The sequence below is a fragment of the Methylocella tundrae genome, from assembly GCF_901905185.1.
Taxonomy (GTDB): domain Bacteria; phylum Pseudomonadota; class Alphaproteobacteria; order Rhizobiales; family Beijerinckiaceae; genus Methylocapsa; species Methylocapsa tundrae.
The window spans coordinates 1-17,261 of record NZ_CABFMQ020000131.1 but is presented as its reverse complement, the minus strand read 5'-3'; the positions used below and the strand labels follow the sequence as shown (position 1 = coordinate 17,261).

Annotated in this window: 18 protein-coding genes and 1 pseudogene; 7 read left to right on the top strand and 12 right to left on the bottom strand. The window is 62.4% G+C overall.

The window, feature by feature from the left end; translation table 11 throughout:
- Positions 1–329: 329 nt before the first annotated feature.
- A complete protein-coding gene (locus tag MPC4_RS18260; RefSeq protein ID WP_174513794.1) occupies positions 330–1,541 on the top strand; it encodes a site-specific DNA-methyltransferase in 1,212 nt (403 codons plus the stop codon).
- A 69-nt stretch (positions 1,542–1,610) separates the two neighbouring features.
- Here MPC4_RS18260 and MPC4_RS18255 read toward each other — a convergent pair whose 3' ends face one another.
- Entirely contained in the window at positions 1,611–1,964 is a 354-nt protein-coding gene (locus tag MPC4_RS18255; RefSeq protein WP_174513793.1) for a nuclear transport factor 2 family protein, read from the bottom strand.
- A gap of 311 nt (positions 1,965–2,275) precedes the next feature.
- Here MPC4_RS18255 and MPC4_RS18250 point away from each other — a divergent pair, with 311 nt between their 5' ends.
- Positions 2,276–2,725: a hypothetical protein gene (locus MPC4_RS18250; protein WP_174513792.1), complete on the top strand. Its 450-nt coding sequence runs from the start codon at positions 2,276–2,278 to the stop codon at positions 2,723–2,725.
- A gap of 49 nt (positions 2,726–2,774) precedes the next feature.
- Complete coding sequence (locus tag MPC4_RS21815) at positions 2,775–3,095, top strand: phage tail protein (RefSeq protein WP_174513791.1); 321 nt, start codon at positions 2,775–2,777, stop codon at positions 3,093–3,095.
- Positions 3,096–3,139: 44 nt separating this feature from the next.
- Here MPC4_RS21815 and MPC4_RS18240 read toward each other — a convergent pair whose 3' ends face one another.
- The 4 genes from MPC4_RS18240 to mutY all read right to left on the bottom strand — a co-directional run bounded on the left by MPC4_RS18240 (position 3,140) and on the right by mutY (position 6,674).
- A complete protein-coding gene (locus tag MPC4_RS18240; RefSeq protein ID WP_174513790.1) occupies positions 3,140–3,379 on the bottom strand; it encodes a hypothetical protein in 240 nt (79 codons plus the stop codon).
- Between the two features lie 210 nt (positions 3,380–3,589).
- On the bottom strand, positions 3,590–5,215 hold the full coding sequence (locus MPC4_RS18235) for an acyl-CoA dehydrogenase family protein (RefSeq protein WP_174513789.1): 1,626 nt from the start codon (positions 5,213–5,215) through the stop codon (positions 3,590–3,592).
- 62 nt (positions 5,216–5,277) lie between these two features.
- Entirely contained in the window at positions 5,278–5,544 is a 267-nt protein-coding gene (locus tag MPC4_RS18230) for an Imm74 family immunity protein (protein WP_174513788.1), read from the bottom strand.
- 59 nt (positions 5,545–5,603) lie between these two features.
- Positions 5,604–6,674, bottom strand: coding sequence for an A/G-specific adenine glycosylase (mutY, locus tag MPC4_RS18225; protein ID WP_174513787.1), 1,071 nt, complete (start codon positions 6,672–6,674; stop codon positions 5,604–5,606).
- 65 nt (positions 6,675–6,739) lie between these two features.
- On the opposite strand from mutY, the gene MPC4_RS18220 reads away from it, so the two are divergent.
- The 3 genes from MPC4_RS18220 to MPC4_RS18210 all read left to right on the top strand — a co-directional run bounded on the left by MPC4_RS18220 (position 6,740) and on the right by MPC4_RS18210 (position 8,733).
- Entirely contained in the window at positions 6,740–7,234 is a 495-nt protein-coding gene (locus MPC4_RS18220) for a VOC family protein (RefSeq protein WP_174513786.1), read from the top strand.
- A gap of 130 nt (positions 7,235–7,364) precedes the next feature.
- Positions 7,365–7,880, top strand: a complete 516-nt coding sequence (locus MPC4_RS18215; protein ID WP_174513785.1) for a DUF721 domain-containing protein — start codon at positions 7,365–7,367, stop codon at positions 7,878–7,880.
- A 184-nt stretch (positions 7,881–8,064) separates the two neighbouring features.
- A complete protein-coding gene (locus MPC4_RS18210) occupies positions 8,065–8,733 on the top strand; it encodes a DsbA family protein (protein ID WP_174513784.1) in 669 nt (222 codons plus the stop codon).
- Between the two features lie 102 nt (positions 8,734–8,835).
- Here the strand turns inward: MPC4_RS18210 and MPC4_RS18205 are convergent, their stop codons facing one another.
- From MPC4_RS18205 to MPC4_RS18180, 6 genes are all read right to left on the bottom strand, one after another.
- Positions 8,836–9,228, bottom strand: a complete 393-nt coding sequence (locus MPC4_RS18205) for an iron-sulfur cluster assembly protein (RefSeq protein WP_134491151.1) — start codon at positions 9,226–9,228, stop codon at positions 8,836–8,838.
- A gap of 185 nt (positions 9,229–9,413) precedes the next feature.
- Positions 9,414–10,658, bottom strand: a complete 1,245-nt coding sequence (locus MPC4_RS18200) for a cysteine desulfurase (RefSeq protein ID WP_174513783.1) — start codon at positions 10,656–10,658, stop codon at positions 9,414–9,416.
- The gene (sufD, locus tag MPC4_RS18195) at positions 10,655–11,989 is read right to left on the bottom strand and encodes a Fe-S cluster assembly protein SufD (RefSeq protein ID WP_174513782.1); all 1,335 of its coding nucleotides are present in this window, start codon (positions 11,987–11,989) and stop codon (positions 10,655–10,657) included. The genes MPC4_RS18200 and sufD overlap by 4 nt, the downstream gene beginning before the upstream one ends.
- A 12-nt stretch (positions 11,990–12,001) precedes the next feature.
- Positions 12,002–12,757: a Fe-S cluster assembly ATPase SufC gene (gene sufC, locus MPC4_RS18190; RefSeq protein WP_174513781.1), complete on the bottom strand. Its 756-nt coding sequence runs from the start codon at positions 12,755–12,757 to the stop codon at positions 12,002–12,004.
- A 152-nt stretch (positions 12,758–12,909) separates the two neighbouring features.
- A complete protein-coding gene (sufB, locus tag MPC4_RS18185) occupies positions 12,910–14,382 on the bottom strand; it encodes a Fe-S cluster assembly protein SufB (protein WP_174513780.1) in 1,473 nt (490 codons plus the stop codon).
- 90 nt (positions 14,383–14,472) lie between these two features.
- Positions 14,473–15,654, bottom strand: a complete 1,182-nt coding sequence (locus MPC4_RS18180) for a cysteine desulfurase family protein (RefSeq protein ID WP_174513779.1) — start codon at positions 15,652–15,654, stop codon at positions 14,473–14,475.
- 589 nt (positions 15,655–16,243) lie between these two features.
- Here MPC4_RS18180 and MPC4_RS18175 point away from each other — a divergent pair.
- Positions 16,244–16,933 (top strand): alpha/beta hydrolase, encoded by a 690-nt coding sequence (locus tag MPC4_RS18175; protein WP_174513778.1) that lies wholly within the window; start codon positions 16,244–16,246, stop codon positions 16,931–16,933.
- 206 nt (positions 16,934–17,139) lie between these two features.
- Here MPC4_RS18175 and MPC4_RS18170 read toward each other — a convergent pair.
- Positions 17,140–17,261 (bottom strand): annotated as a pseudogene (locus MPC4_RS18170) (IS5/IS1182 family transposase); the annotation flags it as partial.

Sequence of the window (17,261 nt, the reverse complement as noted above, 5' to 3'; positions counted from 1 at the left end):
TCTCCGAACGCGCAGTCCTGGCGCTGCTGAGGGCTAAGCCATCGCGGCCAGAAGGGCGAAAACGCAATCATTGAGCGTCGGGGAAGAGTGAGGGAGGGCAACGCGCGCTTCCTTATTTTAGTCTATAGATTTAATAGACTTTATCGCGCGCCGATGATTGGGCAAGCTTTTTTATCGCGCTGCGAAAGGACTTTTCGATTGGCCCCGGCGGCCCAAACCTATCGCCTTCAGCGTCCGAAAACGGGACAGACCACGCTGACGCTGCGTAACGCGCCCTTCACTGACACAAGGGTAAAAAAACTACGTCAGTAGCGTAGCGGTTTTTAATCATGCGTCCAGCATCCGCCGGAGCGGCAGCGCTCGCAGACGGCGCCCAATCTCAGATCAAGGTTCTGCGTGCTGAGAGTCAGGCGCCGCGCTCGCGAGCGCGCTTTCCGGCGGTTGTCGGCGAGCCGCTTCCCCTCAATCAGATCCTCATAGGCGACTGCATCGAGGAGCTGGCGCGGCTGCCCGCCGCCTCCGTCGATCTCGTCTTCGCCGATCCGCCCTATAATCTTCAGCTCGAATCAACCCTGTCGCGGCCCGACCAGAGCATCGTCGACGCGGTCGACGATGATTGGGATAAATTCGCCAGCTTTTCCCATTATGACGCCTTCACCAGGTCCTGGCTCGAGGCCGTGCGGCGCGTCATGAAGCCGGATGCGACGATCTTCGTCATCGGCTCCTATCACAATATTTTCCGCGTCGGGTCGCTGCTGCAGGATCAGGGCTACTGGATCTTGAACGACATCGTCTGGCGCAAAACCAATCCGATGCCGAATTTCCGCGGCCGGCGCTTCACCAACGCCCATGAGACGCTGATCTGGGCGGCCAAGGGCGCGGGCGCGAAAAATTATCGTTTTAATTACGAGCTGCTGAAAGCCGGCAATGAGGATTGCCAGCTGCGCTCCGACTGGCTGTTTCCGATCTGCACCGGCCATGAGCGGCTGAAGGACGAGTCGGGCCACAAGACCCATCCGACACAAAAGCCGGAAGCCTTGCTCGCCCGCATTCTGCTCGCCGCCACCAACGCCGGAGACGTCGTGCTCGACCCGTTCTTCGGCTCGGGCACAACCGGCGCGGCGGCGAAAAGGCTCGGGCGTCATTTCGTCGGCATCGAGCGCGAGGAGATTTATGCCGCCGCCGCGCGCAAGCGCATCGCGGCCGTCGAGCCCTTGCCGCATGAGGCGATCGCCGCGACGCCGAGCAAACGTTCCGAGCCTCGCGTTGCTTTCTCCGCGATCGTCGAGGCGGGCCTGATCGCGCCAGGCGCCGAACTGACGGACGAGAAGCAGCGCCATCGCGCAATCGTGCGAGCCGATGGAACCGTCGCGATCGGCGCCGTCGTCGGGTCGATCCACAAGATCGGCGCCCTCACCCAGGGGCTGCCCGCCTGCAACGGCTGGACCTTCTGGCATTATGTGTCGCAAAGCGGAAAACGGGAGCCGATTGATTTGCTGCGCACCGTCGCGCGGAAAAATCTGCGCGAGGCCGAAGCGTGAGCTTGCCATTTTAGCGAGGACCGCTTCGGCGCGATCACGCCGAAGCGGTCGTGCGTTGAAACCCTTCGTTCAGCCTTGCGTCTTCTTCAGCGTGTAGCGCACCGTTTGAAGGCGAATTTGGCCGTCGCGAAACACAAAGGTGTCGACGCCGTCATCGGCGTAGGTCGCTTCGGAGCGCGCTTTCCATTCCAGAAAGAGCGCGTCGCCCTCAAAGAGAACGGTCGGCACCTCCCAGTCCGCTTTCGGCAGATCGGCGAGCAGTTTGATGAATGTTTCCCGAACCCCCGCCTTGCCCCTCTTCACTCCATCAGGCGAAAGGATCACGGCGTCCTCGCTATAGTCGGAGACGACGCCCTCGAGATCCCCGGCGATGAGCGTCTCTGCGTGATGTTGGAAAATCTCTTGCGGCGTGCGCGTTGCCATTTTGAACCACTCCTTGCGGCGACTTGTCTCTTTTGGGCAAATCGGCGCGCTTCCGCAAGGTCCGACGGCGTCCCAAGCGTCTGGTTCTCATGGGATTCATGCGTTCGCCGCACCGCTTGCGCGGCAAGAACCATGGACGGGCGGCGATCGCGCCGGCTCCGCCGCCGGAGCCGACCATGGCAGAAAACGATTCCTCAGTCCTCCTTTTTGACATATAAGGATTTCAGAAGCGCCAGTTGGGTTCGCGCGCCCAAGCGCCACTTAAACATTGCGCTGTTTGGTCTTTGCGATCTTGGCGCGGGAGGACCCTTATGCGCGGCTTGCCCGGCGTCGTCGCCATTGCCCTTGCAACCCTGCTTCCATCCCTCGCCCAAGCTCAAACCCCTCCGGACGTCCTGATCGCGGGGCAGACAAGAGAGGCAATCGGCGCGGTTGGTTTTGGAGCGCGCTGCTATCTGAATAGAGGCTTTTCGACCTTTCAAAGAAATGGCTCCAGCCTCAAGGCCGTCATTTCATTTGCCGAGATCGTCGATCAATCGTCGTTTGATTTGGGCGGCCAGGCGACCATGACATTCGCCTCGCCGACGAGCGGCAATATTCATTTCAAGCAGACCCCTACCCTGCCGGCAAATGTCAAGGACCCGCCGTTCTCGAACTATAGCGAAACCTATAATGCGACGGCTAAGCAGCTCGTCGTGCAATTCTCGATCACGTTTCCAGATTGCACGCTTCCGATTTATGCCGTCTACGATGGCGCCTGACATGCTGTTGTGCTGAGTCATCGCCAGGCGTGATTTCGCGGAGGCCAAGATGCGCATTCTTTGTTTCGCTGCAGCCGCCGTAGCAATCTGCGTCAGCGCCGGTTCGGCGTTGGCGGGCGGCAATCCCTTTTTGGGCGAGATTGACACTTTTCCTTACAATTTCTGCCCTGTTAACTGGGCTCCGCTGAACGGGCAGCTGCTTCCGATCAACCAATACCAGGCGCTCTTTTCCCTCCTCGGCACAACATTTGGGGGCGACGGAAGAACGACGTTCGCCCTGCCGCTGGCTAAGCCTGTTCTCACTCTGACGCAGGGCGCCGGCCTGATCCAGTGCATATCGCTGACGGGCATTTACCCGAGCCGGAGTTAGCCGTTAGCATCGGATGCGTGGCTTCTCAATGGCCGCCGGCGTCATCAGTTCGCGAGGTCCGTCGGGCGTTCAGGCGAATTCAGGCCGGCGCCGAGGCGGGTTTCATTGACGATGCCAACGTCGCGCGCCGAATGGCCAGTCGAGACGACAGAGCGGCCAGTCTCTCTCATTTCATAAATTATCGACGCTTTGCTGAGCTTGTCGACATAAAGCTCTTTTGCTCCGACCACTGATATTACGGACGCAAAAGCGAGGGCGACAAGGCCGATTTTAGCCCTTTTCATTTTCATATCTCCTTGCACCTGAGATCTTCAACTCTCGAGATGACGAAGATACATAGGCTACCTGGCCTTCTGGATAACCAAGGGTGGCTGCATTTAAATGCGCCGCCGGCGACAACAATGAAAACACGAAAGGCTTGGCCGCGCGGGCCTTGGCCGGCGAGGCAACGTGTCCGGTCTAAACGGCCAGACCCTACCTCAAGACGATAGCTGCTACTCCGCCAGCAGGCGCGACAGGGCGACGCCTTCCGCCGCCCCAAGGTCGCAGGCGCCCCAGGTGCCGCGCGGTTCGCCCGCGAGGCGCGTCGCCGCATAGGCCTCGGCGAAAACGCCGTTCGTTTCATGAAGCGCGGCGAGCGCGCCGAGCCGCGCCAGCCTTTCTGCGATCATCCGCGCGCGGCTTTCGGCCTCCGCGCTGGCGGCAAGCTGCTTGATTGCTGCGGCGGCCGTTTTGCCCGGAGCGCCGCACGCCGCCGCCAGAGCGTCGATCACGCCCGCCGTCGCCTCGCGGTCCTTTCGCATGGCGCGCAGAATGTCGAGCGCCATGACGGAGCCGGACCCCTCCCAGATGGCGTTGAGCGGCGCCTCGCGATAAAGACGCGCCATCGGAAAATCCTCGACATAGCCATTGCCGCCAAGGCATTCGAGCGTCTCATAGATGAAGGACGGCGCTGATTTCGTGACGAGATATTTCGCCGCCGGCGTCATCAGCCGGGCGTAGGCCGCCTCCGCCGGATGCGCCGCCGCGCGCTCATAGGCGCCCGCGAGGCGAAAGGCGAGCGCGACATTGGCTTCGCTCTCAAGAGCGAGATCGGCCAGCACGGCGCGCATCGCCGGCTGATCCATGAGCCGGCGCTGAAACACTGTCCGATGGCGCGCATGATGGCCCGCCTGAGCAAGGCCGAAGCGCATCTGGCCCGCGGCGGCGACGGTGCAGTCGAGCCGCGTCCATTGCACCATATTGATGATGGTCCGCACGCCCGCGCCTTCCTCGCCGACGCGCTCGGCATAGGCGCCGATGAATTCGACCTCAGCGGATGCGTTGGAGCGGTTGCCGAGCTTGTCCTTGAGGCGCTGGAGCCTCAGCCCGTTGACGGCGCCGTCCGGACGAAAGCGCGGCGCGAGGAAACAGGTGAGGCCGCCCGGCGCCTGCGCCAGCACGAGAAAGGCGTCGGACATCGGCGCCGACATGAACCATTTATGGCCGGAAATCTCATAATGTCCGTTACAGGCTTTGGCCTCGGTAATCGTCGCGCGCACATCCGTGCCGGACTGGCGCTCCGTCATGCCCATGCCGATCGTCGCGGCCTTTTTCTCGAACCACGGCTTCATCGCGCCGTCGTAGTCGCGCGACAGAATATGCGGCAGCCATGCCGACAGGAGCGATGACGAGGCTCTGAGCGCCGCTGCCGCCGCATTGGTCATGGTCAGGGGGCAGATATGCCCGGCTTCGATCTGCGTCGCCATATAAAGGCGCGCGGCGCGTTCGGTGACGCGCGTGGCGCCCGCCTCGGAGGCCGAACCATGCAGCCCCGCCGCCATGCTTTTTTGCATCAATGCATGATAGGCCGGATGAAACTCGATTCTGTCGGCGCGCTCGCCATCCGGTTCGACAATGCGAAGGCGCGGCGGATTCTCATTGGCGAGGCGGCCGAGTTCGATCGTCCCGGCCGAGCCGAAATCCTTGCCGAAGGCTGCGAGCCCCGAGCAATCGGGGTCGACGCCAGCGCGCAAAACCGCCTCGCGAAGCGCGACGTCGGCGCCAAAGAGATCAATATCCTCGAAGCGCGGCGACTGATTGAAGGAGCCCGCTTCAAACCCGCCTGCGACGCGAGACATGGCAAAACTCCCGGCGCCCGATGCTGGGGCATGATCATTTGAATGATCGTGTCGATCATGCCCTATTCGAAGGCGACGACGAGCCCGAGTTTTTCGAGATCGGCTTCAATAGCCTGCATGATGATCTGCAATTCCTCAACGCCGATTTCGACGCTCTGATGCGGCGGATCCCAGGTCATGATCTGGTCCATGTCGATGACGAAATCGACCGCCTCCTCGGAATCCGGCGGTTGCGCCGCCGGCAGGATCGTCAAAACCTTGTCGGTCCACAAAATGCGGATCGCGCCTTCCGTCAGGGTGATCCGCGGCCCCCCGCGTCGCGTGGCCATGCTCAACTCATCCCATTCATGTTGTATTGACGCATGATCTCATCCATGAGCCCGAAACTTTAGACTTCAGTCGCGCCGCGCGCGGCCTCGACGACTTTGCGCATGAGGCTCGGCAGAGCCTCCCCGTCGAGCCTTTCCGCGGGCGTCCAGCGGCAACCCTCGGGCGCCGCGCTTGCCGTCTCAACTTCGCCCACATAAACAGAAAGCTGCAAGGCAAAATGCGTGAATACATGCTCGACGCAGCCGTCGAGCTTGCGGTAGCGGGCCTTGATCGGCGCCAGATCCAGCGCAGATCCTTCGATGAAATCACCGCTCCAGGGCGTTCCCGGAATTTCCGTCATCCCTCCGAGCAGGCCCTTCGGCGGACGCGTGCGCACCAGAACCGCGCCATCCGCGCGCGTGACATAGAATGCCGCGCCGCGCCGCCGCGGACGGACGGTTTTGGGCATTCTGACCGGAAAGCGCGCCGGATCGCCAAGGGCTTTGCCCCCGCAAGCCTGCGAGAGCGGGCAGATCGCGCAAGCGGGCTGCTTTGGCGTGCAGATCGTCGCGCCAAGATCCATCATCGCCTGCGCGTAATCGCCGGCGCGATGGTCCGGCGTGATCGCGGCGGCCCTTTCCCGAATGAGCGGCTTTGCCGCCGGCGTCGGCGTCTCGATGGCGAAGAGCCGCGCGACGACGCGCTCGACATTGCCATCGACCACCACGGCGCGCCGCCCGAAGGCGATCGCCGCGATCGCCGCCGCCGTATAGGGCCCAAGTCCCGGCAGCGCGCGCAGCGCCGCCTCATCGTCCGGGAAGCGCCCGCCAAACCGCTGGGCGATCGCAAGCGCGCAGGCGTGAAGGTTGCGCGCCCGCGAATAATAGCCAAGACCGGCCCATTGCCGCATCACCTCGTCAACGGGCGCCGCCGCCAGCGCCGCGACGTCGGGCCAGCGCTTGAGAAAAGCCGCGAAATAGGGCTTCACCGCCGTGACCGTCGTCTGCTGCAGCATGATCTCGGAGAGCCAGACCGCGTAAGGATCGCTCGGCTCGCCGGGGGCGGCGCGCCAGGGCAGCACGCGGCGATGCCGATCATACCAGACGAGCAGCGCGCTGGCGTGGGAAGTATTAGACGAAACGTCATACATGCGCCTCGTTTAGCCGCTCTCCTTCCCCGCGAAAAGCCATGACATCATTGCGGGGGAGCAAAGTGATGAATGAGCCGTCGCCTTTGAAGGTAAGCCCCGTTCCCGTGGGACGGCAAGGCGCGACGCCCTATCTCAGCGTGCGCGCCGCCGGCGCCGCCATAGATTTTTACAAGCGCGCCTTCGGCGCCGTCGAAAGGGTTCGCATCGAGCATGAAGGCTGCGTCGGCCACGCCGAACTCGAAATCGGCGACGCCTGCATCATGCTGTCCGACGAGTTTCCCGATTACGAGGCGCTGTCGCCGCAGACCATCGGCGGCACGCCGGTGCTGATCCATCTCTATGTCGCGGATGTCGACGGCTTTACCCGGCGCGCCGAGGACGAGGGGCTGAAAGTGCTGCGCCCGGTGGCCAACCAGTTCTACGGTGACCGGGGCGGCAAATTCGAGGACCCGTTCGGGCATCGCTGGTGGATCGCAAGCCACATCGAGGATGTTTCCATCGATGAAATCCGCCGGCGCGCCGAGGCGCTGCACGGCGGGGCGCCCGAGAAGACCGGCTGAGCCGCGGCCGTTGCGATAGGATCATGCGCTGGAAAAGGAAGATCGCTTTCGTGTTCGACGCCCATTCGGGATATCCCGCCCGGCCGGCGCAATATTTTGCCGCTGAGCCGTAAAAGCGCTAGAAAAAGCCATGCGAGCGTTCCGTCCCAAAGATCCCTGGTCAAGACCGCTCGCCGACCTTGTCGGACCCATCATCGATCCGACGTTGGCGCGGCGAGGATTCGGGCAATCCGACGTTATTTTGTTTTGGGACGAGATCGTCGGCGAGCGCCTCGCCGCGATGTCGCAGCCGATCAAGCTGCAATGGCCGCCGCGCCCGCGCGGGACGGCGGGCGGATCTTCTCCGGCCTCGCTCATTGTGCGCGTCGAAACGGGCTTTGCGCTGGAGCTGCAACATCGCGCCGGCGCCGTCATCGAGCGCGTCAACGCGCATCTTGGCTGGCGTTGCGTCGACCGGCTGCTCCTGAAGCAAGGTCCGCTCGAAAGGCGCGCGCCTGCGCGACCGCCTCGCACGCCTCCCGCTCTCGCGATCGTGAAGGCCGCCGAAGCGGCTGTGGGAAATATCCCCGACGAAGCGCTCCGCAAGGCCTTGACGCGGCTCGGGGCCTGTGTGCTAACCCGCTCGTCGCTGAGCGGCGGCGATTAGTGGGGTTCCTACGCCTTGATGCCGCTTTTCAGCTACGCCATGATCGTTTTGCCTGCGCCTTCAATCAGACGCACCGCTATCAATCAGAAACGCCCGCAAACCAAAAAGTCGCCGCTTACGTGAAAAGAACGCGATAAAACAAACCATTAGAGATAATTCTCGCCCTCCGGATGGATCGAAACCCATGCAGACGCTAACCAAAAGCCCGGCCGTTCAGAGCCGCCGCGTCCTTTTCCGGATCGCCGCCGCCGCCCTCCTCCTTGGACTTGCAGGGGGCTCCCCGGCATTCGCCCAAGGCTCCAGCGTGCCGGTCGATCAACTCATGGCTAGCGAGGCCTTGCCGGATCTGGCTCTCGGCAAGAGCGACGCGCCCGTCACGATCGTCGAATACGCCTCGATGACCTGCTCCCATTGCGCGGCGTTTTACGCCGAGACATTTCCAACCTTGAAAAGCAAATATATCGACACCGGCAAGGTGCGCTTCATTCTGCGCGAGTTTCCGCTGGACCCGCTCGCCACGGCAGGCTTCATGCTCGCCCGCTGCGCCGGCGACGACAAGCGCAACGCCATCGTCGATTTGCTGTTCTTGCAACAGAAGAACTGGGCGTTTACCGACAAGCCCGTGGAATCCCTCGCCAACCTCGTGAAACAGACGGGCATGGGCCAGGAAGCCTTCGAGACCTGTCTCAAAAACCAGGATCTTTACGATAAGATCAATAAGATACGCGATCACGCCTCGGAGAAATTCGGAGTGAGCGCAACGCCGACGTTCTTCTTCAACGGCCAGAAGCAGACAGGCGAAATATCGCCTGAAAAACTCGACCAGATTTTGGAGCCTTTGCTGAAAAGCTGAGGCTGCGGGCGGCCCGTAAGCATTTTCAGGCGGTCCGGAAGCCGGTCCGCGTCAGGAAAGGGCGCTCGTCGGCAGGACGGCGCCTTTCCTGGCTGTGGGACGTCAGAACATGTCGAGAGCGACGCGGGCCTCGTCCGACATGCGGCTCTGATCCCAGGGCGGATCGAAAACGACGTCGACTTTCGCGCTGAGCGTTCCGTTGACGGAGCCGACCGCGGTCTCGACCATGCGCGCCAGTTCGCCCGCCACGGGACAGCCCGGCGCCGTCAGGGTCATTTCAACCTTGACCGCGCGTTCGGCCTCGAGCTCGACCTTATAGATCAGCCCCAGTTCGTAGATGTCGCAAGGTATCTCAGGATCGAATACGGTCTTGAAGGCCGCGATCGCGTCGTCGATGAAGCGAGCCCGTTCGGGTTGCGGAATGGAGCCGTCGAATATCCACTGCGGCTCGTTCGGCATGACGTCCGCGGTTTCGGCGGCTTGCAATTCGGCCATGGATCGGCTCCTCATCCTTCCGCGTGGACCGGTTCAAGGCCGGCGACGCTCGCTTAAACTTGTGTTCGCGGCCCGAAAATTTCAAACCTTCACAGTTGAGCATGACCGATCTGGATTAAACCGATCATACTCGCGCTCCCTTCTGCCATGATCCCAAAAATCTGCAACTCTCGCAGGATCACGCCTCAGGCGAACAGACGCTCGGCCTTGGTCAAGGCCTCGGCGAGCTTGTCGACCTCATCGAAGGTATTGTACAGCGCAAAAGACGCGCGGCACGTCGATGTGACCCCGAACCGGCTCAGCAGCGGCTGCGCGCAATGAGTTCCGGCGCGCACCGCGACGCCGGCGCGGTCAAGAATGGTCGCGACATCATGCGCATGGGCGTTCTTCATCTCGAAGGAGATGATCGCGCCCTTGCCTTTGGCGCGGCCAAAAATGCGCAGCGAATTCATTTGCGACAGGCGCTCATGCGCATATTCGCTCAGCGCCGTTTCATGCGCATGAATGCGATCGCGCCCGAGCTGCTGCATATAGTCGAGAGCGGCCCCAAGCCCCACCGCCTGGATGATCGGCGGCGTGCCGGCCTCGAAGCGATGCGGCGGATCATTATAGGTGACGAGATCGCGGGTGACTTCCTTGATCATCTCGCCGCCGCCGAGGAAGGGCGGCATTTGCTCCAGCCATTTCGCGTTGCCGTAGAGCGCGCCGACGCCGGTCGGCCCATAGAGCTTATGGCCCGTCACGACATAAAAATCGGCGTCGAGATCGCGCACGTCGACGGAAAGATGCACCGCCGCCTGCGAACCGTCGACGAGAACCGGAATGCCGCGCTCATGCGCGATGCGGATGATCTCCTTGATCGGCGTCACCGTGCCCAGAACGTTCGACATATGCGTGATGGCGACGATCTTGGTCCTGGGGCTCAGGGCCGCCTCGAAACGCTCGAGCGAGAACTCGCCCTCATCGTCGACGTCGACCCATTTCAGCACGGCGCCCTTGCGCTCGCGCAAAAAATGCCAGGGCACGATATTGGCGTGATGCTCCATGATCGAGAGCACGATTTCATCGCCCGCTCCGATAAAGGCCTCGCCAAAGGAGGCGGCGACGAGATTGATCGCCTCGGTCGCGGATTTCGTGAAGACGATCTCGTTCACGCTCTCCGCATTGAGGAAAGATCTGACGCTTTCGCGCGCGGCCTCAAAAGCGTCCGTCGCGGCGTTGGCGAGAAAATGCAGCCCGCGATGAACATTGGCGTATTCATGATAGGTCGCATGCACCATCCGATCGACGACGGCCTTCGGCTTTTGCGCCGAGGCGCCATTGTCGAGATAGACGAGCGGCTTGCCGTAGATCTCCATCGACAGGATCGGGAAGTCTTCGCGCACTTTGGCGACGTCGTAAGGCGCCGGCGCGACGATATGCTTGTTCATGCCTTTTCCCCCCGCGCAGACAGCCAGCGCGCGATTTCGGCGCGGAATGGCGTGGCCAGCTCCTCGTCGTCGAACTCGTCGAGAAGGTCGGCGGCGAAAGCTTCGAGCAGAAGGGCCTCGGCCTCGGCGAAAGGCAGGCCCCGCGCCTGAAGGTAGAACAGCTGGTCGTCATTGAGGCCGCCGCAGGTCGCGCCATGGCCGCAGGCGACGTCGTCGGCGAAGATCTCCAGCTCCGGCTTGTTGTTCATCGCGACATTGTCCGACAGAAGCAGCGCCTTGCTCAGCATCCGGCCGTCGGTCTTTTGCGCGTCCTTCTCCACATTGATCTTGCCCTGGAAGACGCCGGTGGCTTCCTCGTCGAGAACATATTTGAAGGTCTGGCGGCCGGTGCAGCCCGGCGCCAGATGTTCGACCAGCAAAGTCGTGTCGGCGTGCTGGCGCCCGCGCAGCAGCGAGACGCCGCGCAGCGAGCCTTCCGCGCCGTCGCCCTCAAAGCGCGCGAAAATCTGGCGGCGGACGACGCCGGCGCCGGTGATCAGCGCGAAACTGTCGAATTTGGCGCGCGCGCCGATGCGGGCAATGAGGCTTTCGATGCGAAGGCTCGCGGGCGCCATGCCGGTCATCATCGCGGTATGCTGGAATTTGGCGTCATCGGCGACCGAGACGATGAGGCAGCCATTGGTCTGGCCCGTGCGCGCGCCCTCGCCAAGGCTTTCCTCAGCGATGTGGACGGACGCGCCGGCGCCGACGACCACCGCCGAGCGCGAATAGCGCGCGGAAGGCTCGCTCAAGGCCGTCGCATAGACGAGACGGATCGGGGCAGCGAGGGCGACGCCCGGCTCGACCTCGATGACGACGCCATCCTGCATCAGCGCCGCATTGAGCGAGACGATCGTGTCAGTCCCGCCGAAATCCTGCGACGCGATGAGAGCGATCATCTCGGGACGCCCCTCGCTCAGCGCGGCGGCGAGCGAACGCACAAAGACGCCCGCCGGCAGGGGGTCGGAGAGTTCAGGAACGAATACGCCGTCAACGATGACGAGACGCTGCGCTGGCGCAGATTTCGACAGTTCGTCGCGCAAGGCCGCGATCGCCGCCGCGCTCGGCGGAGCCGCGAGCGGCAAAGCGGCGCGCATCAGAGCGCGCAGATCGGTATAATGCCAGGCCTCGATGCGCCGATGCGGAAGGCCCGCCGTATAGAATGCGCTGAACGCCGCCTCGCGCAATTTCTTCACATCGGCGCCGCCCGGCAGCTTGGAGACGGCCGCGTCGAAGGTTTCGGCCAGAGCCGTTTCCGCGGACGTGCGCGCGGCAGTGATTTGAGCGCTCATCGTTGCTTCCTCTCAGGCGGCCGCTTCTTCGACGGAATAGTCGCGATAGCCGCTCTTTTCGAGTTCGACCGCGAGATCCGCGCCGCCCGTTTTCACGATTTTGCCCTTTGTCATGACATGCACGGTGTCGGGCACGATATAGTCGAGCAGGCGTTGATAATGGGTGATGATGAGGAAGCTGCGTTTTGGCGAGCGCAGCGCGTTGACGCCGCTCGCGACGATCCGCAGCGCGTCGATGTCGAGCCCCGAGTCGGTCTCATCGAGAATAGCGAAGCTCGGCTCGAGCAGCGCCATCTGCAGAATGTCCATGCGCTTCTTCTCGCCGCCCGAAAATCCGACATTCAGCGCGCGCTTCAGCATCTCCTGCTTGATCTCGAGCTTGTCGGCGGCGCCTTTGACGCGCTTCATGAATTCCGGCGTCGTCAGCTCCGCCTCGCCGCGCTGCTTGCGTTGCGCGTTCAGGGCGGCCTTGAGGAATGTCATCGTCGCGACGCCCGGGATTTCGAGCGGATATTGGAAGGCGAGGAAAACGCCATGCGCCGCCCGCACGTCGGGCTCGAGGTCAAGGAGATTGACGCCGTTCAGGAGAACTTCGCCGGATTCGATCGTGTAATCCTTGCGGCCGGCGATGACATAGGAGAGCGTCGACTTGCCGGTGCCGTTCGGACCCATGATCGCGGCGACTTCGCCGTCCTGGACCGTCAGGTTGAGTTCGTCGAGAATGGTCCGTCCATCAATCGAAACAGTGAGATTCTTGACTTCGAGCATGATTTAAAATCCTTGCATTCATTCGGCTGACGCCAGGCGCGGCAAAGGCGCGCTCCCTGGCTGTTGAGGCGGCGCGGGCGGACGCCGCCATTTGATGCTGAGCAGGTCCCGAGGGGCCGTCGAAGGCCGGGCGTCAGCCCCGGCCTTTTTCGCTAACCGACGCTGCCCTCGAGCGAGATCGCGATCAGTTTTTGCGCCTCGACCGCGAACTCCATCGGAAGCTGCTGCAAGACGTCGCGCACGAAGCCGTTGACGATCAGCGCCGTCGCTTCCTCGGCCGAAAGACCGCGCTGCTGACAATAGAACAGCTGATCGTCGGAAATCTTCGAGGTCGTCGCTTCATGTTCGAATTGCGTGCTCGTATTGCGCGATTCGATATAGGGCACCGTATGCGCGCCGCAGGAATTGCCGATCAGAAGCGAATCGCAATTCGTAAAGTTGCGCGCTCCCGTCGCCTTGCGATGCGAGGAGATCTGGCCGCGATAGGTGTTTTGCGACGCCCCCGCCGCGATGCCTTTCGAGATCACCCGGCTCGTCGTATTCTTGCCGAGATGGATCATTTTGGTGCCGGAATCGACCTGCTGGCGTCCGTTCGAAATCGCGATCGAATAGAACTCGCCGCGCGATTCGTCGCCGCGCAGGATGCAGGACGGATATTTCCAGGTGATCGCCGATCCGGTCTCGACCTGCGTCCAGGAAATCTTCGAGCGCGCGCCGCGGCAGTCGCCGCGCTTGGTGACGAAATTATAGATGCCGCCCTTGCCGTCCGCGTCGCCCGGATACCAGTTCTGCACGGTCGAATATTTGATCTCGGCGTCCTCATGCGTCACGAGTTCGACGACAGCGGCGTGAAGCTGATTTTCATCGCGCTTCGGCGCCGTGCAGCCCTCAAGGTAGGACACATAGGAGCCCTTGTCGGCGATGATCAGCGTGCGCTCGAACTGCCCGGTGTTTTGTTCATTGATGCGGAAATAGGTCGAGAGCTCCATCGGGCAGCGGACGCCCGGCGGGACATAGACGAAAGATCCGTCCGAGAAGACGGCGCTGTTCAGCGTCGCGTAATAATTGTCGGTGGTCGGCACGACCGAGCCGAGATATTTTTTCACGAGCTCGGGGTGGGAGTGAACCGCCTCGGAGATCGGGCAGAAGATCACGCCGGCTTTCGCCAGCTCTTCCTTGAAGGTGGTGACGACCGAGACCGAATCGAACACGGCGTCGACGGCGACGCGGCGCTCCGGGGCGACGCCCGCCAGAATTTCCTGCTCGCCGAGCGGAATGCCGAGTTTGGCGTAGACTTTCAGAAGTTCGGGATCGACCTCATCCAGCGATTTCGGTCCGGCCGCCGTCTTGGGCGCCGAATAATAATAGAGATCCTGATAGTCGATCTTCGGAAAGTCGACGCGCGCCCAATGCGGCTCGGGCATGGTCAGCCAGCGCCGGAAAGCCTCAAGCCGCCATTCCGTCAGCCATTCCGGTTCGTTCTTTTTCGCCGAGATGAATCTGACAATGTCCTCATTCAGACCTTTTGGGGCCTTTTCGGACTCAATGTCGGAAAAGAAACCGTACTTATATTCGCTGACGTCGACCGACTTGACCCGGTCGACGGTCTCCTGGACCGCTGCCATAACACTCTCCTCACCCTGCCGGTTTCAAGGACCGCCGGTTCAGACCTCAACCCTAGTCCGGGCTTCGTCAACCGCGTCAGCGGCGTAACGTCACGCTGCTTGACCTGACGCTCCCGGCAGCCTCGCCCTGAGAGAGCGAACCGCCTTTTCGAGCGCCTTGACGAACAATGCGCAATCGTCCTCAGACGAATCCCAGCCCAGACTGACCCGAATTGCTCCGTTCGCCAAGTTTGGCGCGACGCCCATCGCCGTCAAGACGTGGGAGCGCTTTACCTTTCCTGACGAACAGGCAGACCCGGACGAGACCGCGACGCCTTCGACATCAAGACACATCAGCAAAACCTGTGCCTCAATCCCGGGAACAGCAAAGCACGAGGTATTCGGCAACCGTTCCCGCTCCGCTCCGAAAAACGCCGCATCGGGGGCGATGCGCGAGACTTCGGCCTCAAGACGGTCGCGCCAGGAGGCTAAAACTTCGCTCTGCCGCCGCAACCGCTCCGCCGAAACCCGCAAAGCCGCCGCCATTCCGGCGATCGCCGCGACATTCTCGGTGCCCGCGCGGAGCCCGCGCTCCTGACCGCCGCCGCGAATCATCGTCGCCCTTATATGGGAAGCCGGAGAGGCAAAACAAAGCGCGCCGACGCCCTGAGGGCCGCCAAATTTATGCGCCGAGAGAACGAGCGCGTCCGCGCCGAGCCGCGTCATGTCGCAATCGATCTTGCCGGCGGCCTGCACGGCGTCGCAGAGGACAAATCCGCCGGCGGCATGGACGAGCTCCGCCGCGGCCGCCACCGGCTGGATGACGCCCGTCTCATTATTGGCGGCCTGCAGCGCCAGCATGACGCGCTCCCCCCTGGCGCGCGCGAGCGCGGCGCCCAGCGCCTCAAGGTCGAGCGCGCCGTCGCCGGCCAGCGCAACGATCTCGGCGCGATCGGCGGCAAACCGATGGCCGTTCAGAACGGCAGAATGTTCTGCGGCGCCGATGAGCAGCCGGTCGAAAGGGCGAGGACCATCGGCTCCGTCGATCGAGGGCGTCAGCGCCAGATTGAGCGCTTCCGTGCCGCCCGACGTGAAAATGATCGCCTTCGCGGGCGCATTGACGAAAGCGCCAAGCTCAAGCCGGGCGTTCTCGATCGCGGCTCGGGCCGCGCGCCCTTCGGCGTGGACGGAAGAGGCGTTGCCAGGCCTCGCCAAGACCGCGCGCATAGCCTCAAGCGCCGCCGGATGCAAAGGCGTCGTGGCGTTATGGTCGAGATAGGCGCGCGGCGGCACGGCGGCATCATCCTGTTTAAAGAGACAAATTCTCGCTCATTCGCCTAAAGTGCTTGCAATCCTTTGGGGCGAACGTGCTAAAAAGGCGAGTATTCGCCTTCGGGGGCCAAATGAGCCTCATTTGGCGAGGTCGCCAAGAACCTGCTCGGGCGCTTTTCGGGATCCCGAAGGACCCTTCTCGGGCTCACATGAGACAAAGGAGCGTCTGGGGTTGATCTGCGGCGCTCTGGTTTTGACGACAAAAGGGCCCTCTCCATTTAGGGGTCGCGCGGGAGGCAAGTCAAGGATGAGCCGGGCGCCCATCGTCGCCCGCTTCGGCCAGATCCCGGAAGCGGGACGCCTGCGAGCTTGCTTGCGGACGAGGGCGTGTTTGCTTGCGGACAGCGAATGACGCGCCGAACACGGAAGGCGAGCGCCTCCGCGCCGCCGTTTTTTGAGAGAAATCATGGACGATAACGAAAAATAGGCGGCGTGGTGGAAACGATCATGCCGCAAGGTCCCGCGCGTTGATGGAGCGCCAAAGCGTGGCGGGGTTCTGGCGTAAAAACGCTCGCCGCGGAAAAATTCAAACCCTGATCATGGAGCAAAGATGCCCGAGGTAATGTTTAACGGTCCGGCCGGCCGCATCGAGGGTCGGTTTCACCCCTCGACCGTACGCGGCGCGCCGATCGCCATTATTCTGCATCCCCACCCGCAATTCGGCGGGACGATGAATAATCAGATCGTCTACAACCTCTATTATGCTTTCGCCGAGCGCGGCTTCGCGGTCCTGCGGTTCAATTTCCGCGGCGTCGGGCGCAGCCAGGGCGGCTTCGATCACGGCCAGGGGGAATTGTCGGACGCCGCCGCGGCGCTCGACTGGGCGCAGGCGATCAATCCGGAAGCCCGGGCCTGCTGGATCGCCGGCATCTCCTTCGGCTCCTGGATCGGCATGCAGCTTCTGATGCGCCGGCCGGAGATCGAAGGATTCATTTCGATCGCGCCGCCCGCCAACCGCTTCGATTTCTCCTTCCTCGCCCCCTGCCCCTCCTCGGGCCTCTTCGTGCATGGCGACCAGGACCGCGTCGCGCCTTTGAAGGAAGTCACCGGACTCATCGAGAAGCTGAAGACGCAAAAAGGCATATTGATCGAGCATGCCGTGATTCCCGGCGCCAATCATTTCTTCGAAAATTGCGTCGAGCCTCTGATCGAGGAAGTCGGCATCTATCTCGATCGCCGCCTCGGCAATCCGCCGCGCCTGCCGACGCCGACCCGCAGCGAGCCGGCGGAACGGCGCTAACGCATGATGCCGGAAAGTCGCAGGCTTTTCGGGCCAGCGGCATGCGGTAAAGCAAAGGCTTAAAGAGCGGAATGCGATTGCGCCTGAACGCAGCCTGCTCTTTTTTGATCGAATGGAGTCGTTCGATCGATCAGAAATCGCTCCAGATTCAAAAGCTTGAGCATATTCCTGTCGATCAGATCGAACCGATCCGACCGGAATATGCTCTAGGTCATCGACTCATTATGGCGCAACCAGATGCGTATTGAGGCGAGCTTGACTCCGGCGAGGAAATTGTCGGCTCGTTTGTCGTAGCGCGTGGCGACGCCGCGGTAGTGCTTGATCTTGT